Annotated in this window: 5 protein-coding genes; all 5 read right to left on the bottom strand. The window is 68.7% G+C overall.

Annotated features, from left to right (window positions below; translation table 11 throughout):
- The coding region (locus AC07OK_RS26960; RefSeq protein WP_494693148.1) for an ATP-binding cassette domain-containing protein at window positions 1–1,623 on the bottom strand (1,623 nt) is incomplete at its 3' end.
- 126 nt (window positions 1,624–1,749) lie between these two features.
- Window positions 1,750–2,778, bottom strand: a complete 1,029-nt coding sequence (locus AC07OK_RS26955) for an NAD-dependent epimerase/dehydratase family protein (RefSeq protein ID WP_494693147.1) — start codon at window positions 2,776–2,778, stop codon at window positions 1,750–1,752.
- A 13-nt stretch (window positions 2,779–2,791) separates the two neighbouring features.
- A complete protein-coding gene (locus AC07OK_RS26950; RefSeq protein ID WP_494693146.1) occupies window positions 2,792–4,072 on the bottom strand; it encodes a nucleotide sugar dehydrogenase in 1,281 nt (426 codons plus the stop codon).
- 57 nt (window positions 4,073–4,129) lie between these two features.
- The gene (locus AC07OK_RS26945; protein ID WP_494693145.1) at window positions 4,130–4,867 is read right to left on the bottom strand and encodes a WecB/TagA/CpsF family glycosyltransferase; all 738 of its coding nucleotides are present in this window, start codon (window positions 4,865–4,867) and stop codon (window positions 4,130–4,132) included.
- On the bottom strand, window positions 4,864–5,973 hold the full coding sequence (gene wecB / locus AC07OK_RS26940; RefSeq protein ID WP_494693144.1) for a non-hydrolyzing UDP-N-acetylglucosamine 2-epimerase: 1,110 nt from the start codon (window positions 5,971–5,973) through the stop codon (window positions 4,864–4,866). The genes AC07OK_RS26945 and wecB overlap by 4 nt, the downstream gene beginning before the upstream one ends.
- Between the last annotated feature and the right edge of the window lie 27 nt (window positions 5,974–6,000).

The raw sequence follows: 6,000 nt of genomic DNA, 5'->3' as shown, positions 1-6,000 counted from the left end.
GCGCGCGGCCGCGCGGGCGGCCGGCGCGGCCGCCCGCACCCGCTCCCAGTCGCTATAGCCGCCGACGTATTCGCGCCATACGCCCTCGCCTTCGGCCACCACCACCTGGGTGACCACGTTGTCGAGGAAGGTGCGGTCGTGGCTGACCAGGAACACGGTGCCGGTGTAGTCTTCCAACAACTCCTCCAGCAGTTCCAGGGTATCGATGTCGAGGTCGTTGGTCGGCTCGTCCAGCACCAGGCAGTTGGCCGGCTTGGCGAACAGGCGCGCCAGCAGCAGGCGGTTGCGTTCGCCGCCGGACAGCGACTTGACCGGCGAGCGGGCCCGTTCCGGCGCGAACAGGAAGTCGTTCAGGTAGCTCATCACGTGCTTGCGGGCGCCGTTGATCTCGACCCAGTCGCTGCCGGGGGCGATGGTCTCCATCAGGTTGGCCTCCTCGTTGAGCTGGGCCCGCATCTGGTCGAAATACGCCACCTGCAGCTTGGTGCCCAGGCGCGCCGTGCCCTCGTCGGGCGCCAGCTCGCCCAGGATCATCTTGAGCAGGGTGGTCTTGCCGGCGCCGTTGGCGCCGATCAGGCCGACCTTGTCGCCGCGCAGGATGGTGGCGCTGAAGTCGCTGACGATGGCGCGCTCGCCGAAACGCTTGCCGACCCGTTCCAGCTCGGCCACGATCTTGCCCGAGCGTTCGCCGGCGGTCACCTCCAGCCGCACCTGGCCCTGCTGGTCGCGGCGCGCGGCGCGCTGCACGCGCAGCGCCTCGAGCCGGCGCACCCGCCCCTCGTCGCGCACCCGGCGCGCCTTGACGCCCTTGCGTATCCACACCTCCTCCTGCGCCAGGAACTTGTCGAACTTGGCGGCCTCGACCTCCTCGACCTCCAGCTGCTCGCTCTTGCGGGTCTGGTAGGCGCTGAAGTTGCCCGGATAGGACAGCAGGCCGCCACGGTCGAGCTCGATGATGCGGGTGGCGACGTTGTCGAGGAAGCTGCGGTCGTGGGTGATGAACAGCACCGAGCCCTTGAAGTCGCGCAGCAGGCCCTCCAGCCACAGGATGGAGCTGAAGTCGAGGTGGTTGGTGGGCTCGTCGAGCAGCAGCACGTCCGGCGCCGACACCAGCGCCACGGCCAGCGCGACGCGCTTCTGCATGCCGCCCGACAGCGTGCCCATCAGGGCGTCGCCGGTCAGGTTCAGCTTGTTGAGCGTGGTCTCCACCTTGTTGGCCAGCCCCCAGCCGTCGGCCGCGTCGAGCTGCACCTGCAGCTCGTGCATGCGCTCCATCAGGGCCTCGTCGTCGCCCTGGCCGAACTGGCCGGTCAGGGTTTCGTATTCGCGCAGCAGGCCCTGCTGCGCGCCCATGCCCGACGCCACCGCGTCAAACACCGACTGCGCCGGGTCGAAGCTGGGTTCCTGCTCGACATAGGCGATGTTGAGGTTTTGCTGCATCACCAGCAGGCCGTCGTCGAGCTTGAAGCGGCCGGAGATGACTTTCAGCAGCGAGGACTTGCCGGTGCCGTTGCGCCCGATCAGGCCGACGCGTTCGCCCAGCTCCAGTGAAAATTCCGCGTGATCGAGCAGCGCGACGTGTCCGAACGCGAGTTGCGCCGAAGAAAGAGAGATGACAGCCATAGGGGGATCCGGGGGAGCGGCGCGGCCGGCTACCGGCCGGCGCCGCAAAAATGTAAGAAGTCTGCATTGTACCGGCTGCAGCGCCGGCGCAGCAATGCCGGCGGCCGCGGGCGGCCGCCGGGGGCGTCAGCGCGGCTGGCGCACGTACCAGGACAGCGATTCGTCCAGGCCCTGGCCGATCCGGTGGCTGGGCGCGTAGCCCAGCAGCCGGGCCGCCTTGCCGATGTCGGCCTGCGAATGGCGCACGTCGCCGGCGCGGAACTCGCGGTAGGTCGGCGCGAAGCCGGCCAGGTGCGGGAACTGGCCGACCAGCGCCGCGCGCACCGTCTCGCACACGCTGTTGAGCGTGGTGCGGTCGCCGACCGCGACGTTGTACACCTGGTTGACGGCGGCCGCGTCCTCGACCGTGGCCGCCAGCAGGTTGGCCTGCACCGCGTTGGCCACGTAGCAGAAGTCGCGGCTGGTCTCGCCGTCGCCGTTGATGTACACCGGCTCGCCGGCGATCATGGCGGCGATCCACTTCGGGATCACGGCCGCGTAGGCGCCCTGCGGGTCCTGGCGCGGGCCGAAGATGTTGAAGTAGCGCAGGCCGACGCTCTGCATGCCGTAGGTGCGGGCGAACACGTCGGCGTACAGTTCGTTGACCAGCTTGGTCACGGCGTAGGGCGACAGCGGCTTGCCGATGGTGTCCTCCAGCTTGGGCAAGCCCGGGTGGTCGCCATAGGTCGAGCTCGACGCGGCATAGACGAAGCGGCGCACGCCGGCGTCGCGCGCGGCCACCAGCATGTTGAGGAAGCCGTCGATATTGCTGGCGTTGGTGGCGACCGGGTCCTCGATCGAGCGCGGCACGCTGCCCAGCGCCGCCTGGTGCAGCACATAGTCGGCGCCGGCGCAGGCCTGGGCGCAGGCGGCGGCGTCGCGGATGTCGCCGCGGATCAGGCTAAAGCGCTGCCAGCGCGCCGCGCCGACCGCCGCCTGCACCTGGTCGAGGTTGTGCTGGTGGCCGGTGGCGAAGCTGTCCAGGCCGACCACCTGCTGGTCCAGCCGCAGCAGCGCCTCGACCAGGTTGGAGCCGATGAAGCCGGCCGCGCCGGTGACCAGCCAGCGGCGCGGCGCCGCGGCCAGGCGCTCGCTCAATTCTTGGTACGCACTCATCGCAACTCCCCGTTCACAGGCGCCACACGCGCAGGCCGGCCTGCTCCAGCGCGGCGCGGTCGAAGCAGGCCTTGACGTCGATGAAGCAGCCGCCCTTGATCAGCTTGGAGGCGAAGTCCTCCGCCGGCAGCGCGGTGAATTCGCGGTGCGAGACGGCCGCCACGATGGCGTCGGCGCGCGGCAGCTCGTCCCAGGCAAACAGGCGCACGCCGTACTCGTGCATCGCGCCGTCGGCCTCGGCGTACGGGTCGTGCACGAACACCTCGACCCCGTAGGACTTGAGCTCGGCGATGACGTCGGCCACCTTGGAGTTGCGCAGGTCGCCGCAGTTTTCCTTGAACGTCAGGCCCAGCACGTTCACGCGCGCGCCCTTGATGTAGCTGCCGCCGGCGATCATGTTCTTGATGGTCTGCTCGGCGATGTACTTGGCCATGCCGTCGTTGATGCGGCGCCCGGCCAGGATCACCTGCGGGTTGTAGCCGACCTTCTCGGCCTTGTGGGTCAGGTAGTAGGGGTCGACGCCGATGCAGTGGCCGCCCACCAGGCCCGGGCTGAACTTGAGGAAGTTCCATTTGGTGCCGGCCGCCTTGAGCACCTCGCTGGTGTCGATGTCGAGCTTGTCGAAGATGATGGCCAGCTCGTTCATCAGCGCGATGTTCAGGTCGCGCTGGGTGTTTTCGATCACCTTGGCCGCCTCGGCCGCCTTGATCGACGAGGCCCGGTGCACGCCCGGCAGCACGATGCGCTCGTACAGCTGGGCCACCGCCTCCAGCGTCTCCGGGGTGTCGCCCGAGACGATCTTGAGGATCTTGGTGAGCGTGTGCTCGCGGTCGCCCGGGTTGATGCGCTCGGGCGAATAGCCGACGAAGAAGTCCTGCTTCCACTTCAGGCCCGACTCGCGCTCGAGCACCGGGATGCAGATCTCTTCGGTCGCGCCCGGGTAGACGGTCGACTCGTAGACCACGATGGCGCCCTTCTTCAGGTGCTGGCCGGCGCTGCGGCTGGCGCCGATCAGCGGCGTGAAGTCCGGCTGGTGGGCGTCGTCGACCGGGGTCGGCACGGCGACGATGATGATGTCGGCCTCGCTCAGCTTGCTCGGATCGGCGGTGTACTCGGCAAACCGGGCCAGCGCCATCTCCTCGTCGCTCAGCTCGCGCGACGGGTCGACCCCGCGCAGGCAGGACTCGACCTTGGACTGGGCGATGTCGAAGCCGATGGTGCGGCCCTGCTTGGCGAATTCCACCACCAGGGGCAAGCCCACGTAGCCGAGGCCGATGACAGCGATAGTGTTCATGAAACGGTTTCCTTCACGAGAAAAATTAAAATGATTGACGGACAGCGGCGACACGGCTCAACGGCGTTTCCACTCTTTGAGGAACAGCCCGATGAAGGCCATGTCGTCGATAAAATAGCGGCGGAACATGCGCCGCGGTTCCTGCAGGAAGCGGTAGAACCACTCCAGCCCGGCCTGCTGCATCCACAGCGGCGCCCGCTTCACGCGGCCGACCGCGACGTCGAAGGTGCCGCCCACGCCCATCGCGAACGGGATGCGCATCTGGGCCTGGTAGCGGCCCAGGAAATGCTCTTTCTTGGGCGAGCTGATCGCCACGAACAGCAGGTCGGCGCGCGCCGCGGTGATCGCCTCGACCACCCCGGCCTCCTCGTCGGCGCTCCAGTAGCCGTTGCGGTAGCCGGCGATGATCAGGCCCGGGTATTTGCGCTCGTAGACCTGCTTGACCGCCGCCACCACCTCCTCGCGCGCGCCCAGCAGGTAGACCCGCCACTGGCGCTGGGCCGAACGCCCCATCAGCGCCTCGAACAGGTCGACCCCGGCCACGCGTTCCTTGATCGGCTTGCCCAGCGCGCGCGCCGCCCACACCACCGGCATGCCGTCGATGTTGATCAGCGCGCAGTCGTTGATGATGCGGCGCAATTCCTCGTCGCGGCTGGCCTTGACCAGCTTGTCGACATTGACCACCACGTGCTGGTGCGGGCGGCCGCTGGCGATGAAGCCCTCGACCGTCTGCAGCGTTTCCTCCATGGTCAGGTTGTCCATGGTACAACCCATCATCGTCACCCGTTGCGTCATGCCAGCTGCTCCGCCAGCACCGCGACGATGCGCTCGGCCGCCTTGCCGTCCCACAGCGCCGGGCGCCGGCCCTGCTTGCCCTGGCCGCGCAGCACCAGGGCGACCTGCTCGACCAGGCGGCGCGGATCGGTGCCGACCAGCACGTTCGAGCCCTCGTCCACCGTCACCGGCCGCTCGGTGTTGTCGCGGATGGTCACGCACGGCACGCCCAGCGCGGTGGTCTCCTCCTGCAGGCCGCCGCTGTCGGTGAGCACCACGGCGGCGTCCTTCCACAGGTTGAGGAAGGCCATATAGCCCTGCGGCCCGACCAGGGTCACGTGCGGGCCGAGGTCGATGCCGAAGCGCTCCAGGTTGGCGCGGGTGCGCGGGTGGACCGGGAAGATCAGCGGCAGCCCGGCGGCGATCTCGACCAGGCCGCCGGCGATGCGCGCCATGGTGGCGGCGTCGTCGACGTTGCTGGGGCGGTGCAGGGTCAGCACGCCGTACGGGCGGCCGCCGCGCGCGGCCTTGAAGCCGGCCGGGTCGAGCGCGGCGCCGTCCTGGCGCGCCAGCTGCTCGGCCTGGTACAACACATTGTCGACCATCACGTGGCCGACATAGTGGATGGCGGCGGCCGGCTTGCCCTCGCGCTGCAGGTGGGCCACGCCGCTCGGCTCGGTGACGAAGAACCAGTCGGCGATGCTGTCGGTGACCAGGCGGTTGATTTCCTCGGGCATGCTGAGGTCGCCGCTGCGCAGGCCGGCCTCGACGTGGGCGACCGGGATCGTCAGCTTCTTGGCCACGATCGAGCAGGCCAGCGTCGAGTTGACGTCGCCCACCACCAGCACCGCGGCCGGGCGCCGCGCCAGGCACAGCTCCTCGAACGCCAGCATGATCTTACCGGTCTGCTGGGCGTGGCTGCCGCCGCCGGCCGCCATGAACAGGTCCGGCGCCGGGATGCCGAGCTCCTGGAAGAACACCTCGTTCATGTCGTGGTCGTAATGCTGGCCGGTGTGGATGATTTGATAGTCCAATCCGCCATGCGCGCGCAGCGCCCGCACGATCGGGGCGATCTTCATGAAATTGGGCCGGGCGCCGGCCACGAGGTAGAGCAGAGGCTTGGTCATATGCGAGGGTTTCCGCCAGTTAAGAAT

This window comes from Duganella sp. GW821-FHT07G03 (assembly GCF_059418605.1).
This window is presented reverse-complemented; position numbering and strand designations above follow the sequence as displayed.

What these genes read in the sequence shown, in the direction of transcription:
- wecB (WP_494693144.1), bottom strand. Translation starts at nt 5,973, where the DNA reads ATGACCAAGCCTCTGCTCTACCTCGTGGCCGGCGCCCGGCCCAATTTC.
- AC07OK_RS26950 (WP_494693146.1), bottom strand. Translation starts at nt 4,072, where the DNA reads ATGAACACTATCGCTGTCATCGGCCTCGGCTACGTGGGCTTGCCCCTG.
- AC07OK_RS26945 (WP_494693145.1), bottom strand. Translation starts at nt 4,867, where the DNA reads ATGACGCAACGGGTGACGATGATGGGTTGTACCATGGACAACCTGACC.
- AC07OK_RS26955 (WP_494693147.1), bottom strand. Translation starts at nt 2,778, where the DNA reads ATGAGTGCGTACCAAGAATTGAGCGAGCGCCTGGCCGCGGCGCCGCGC.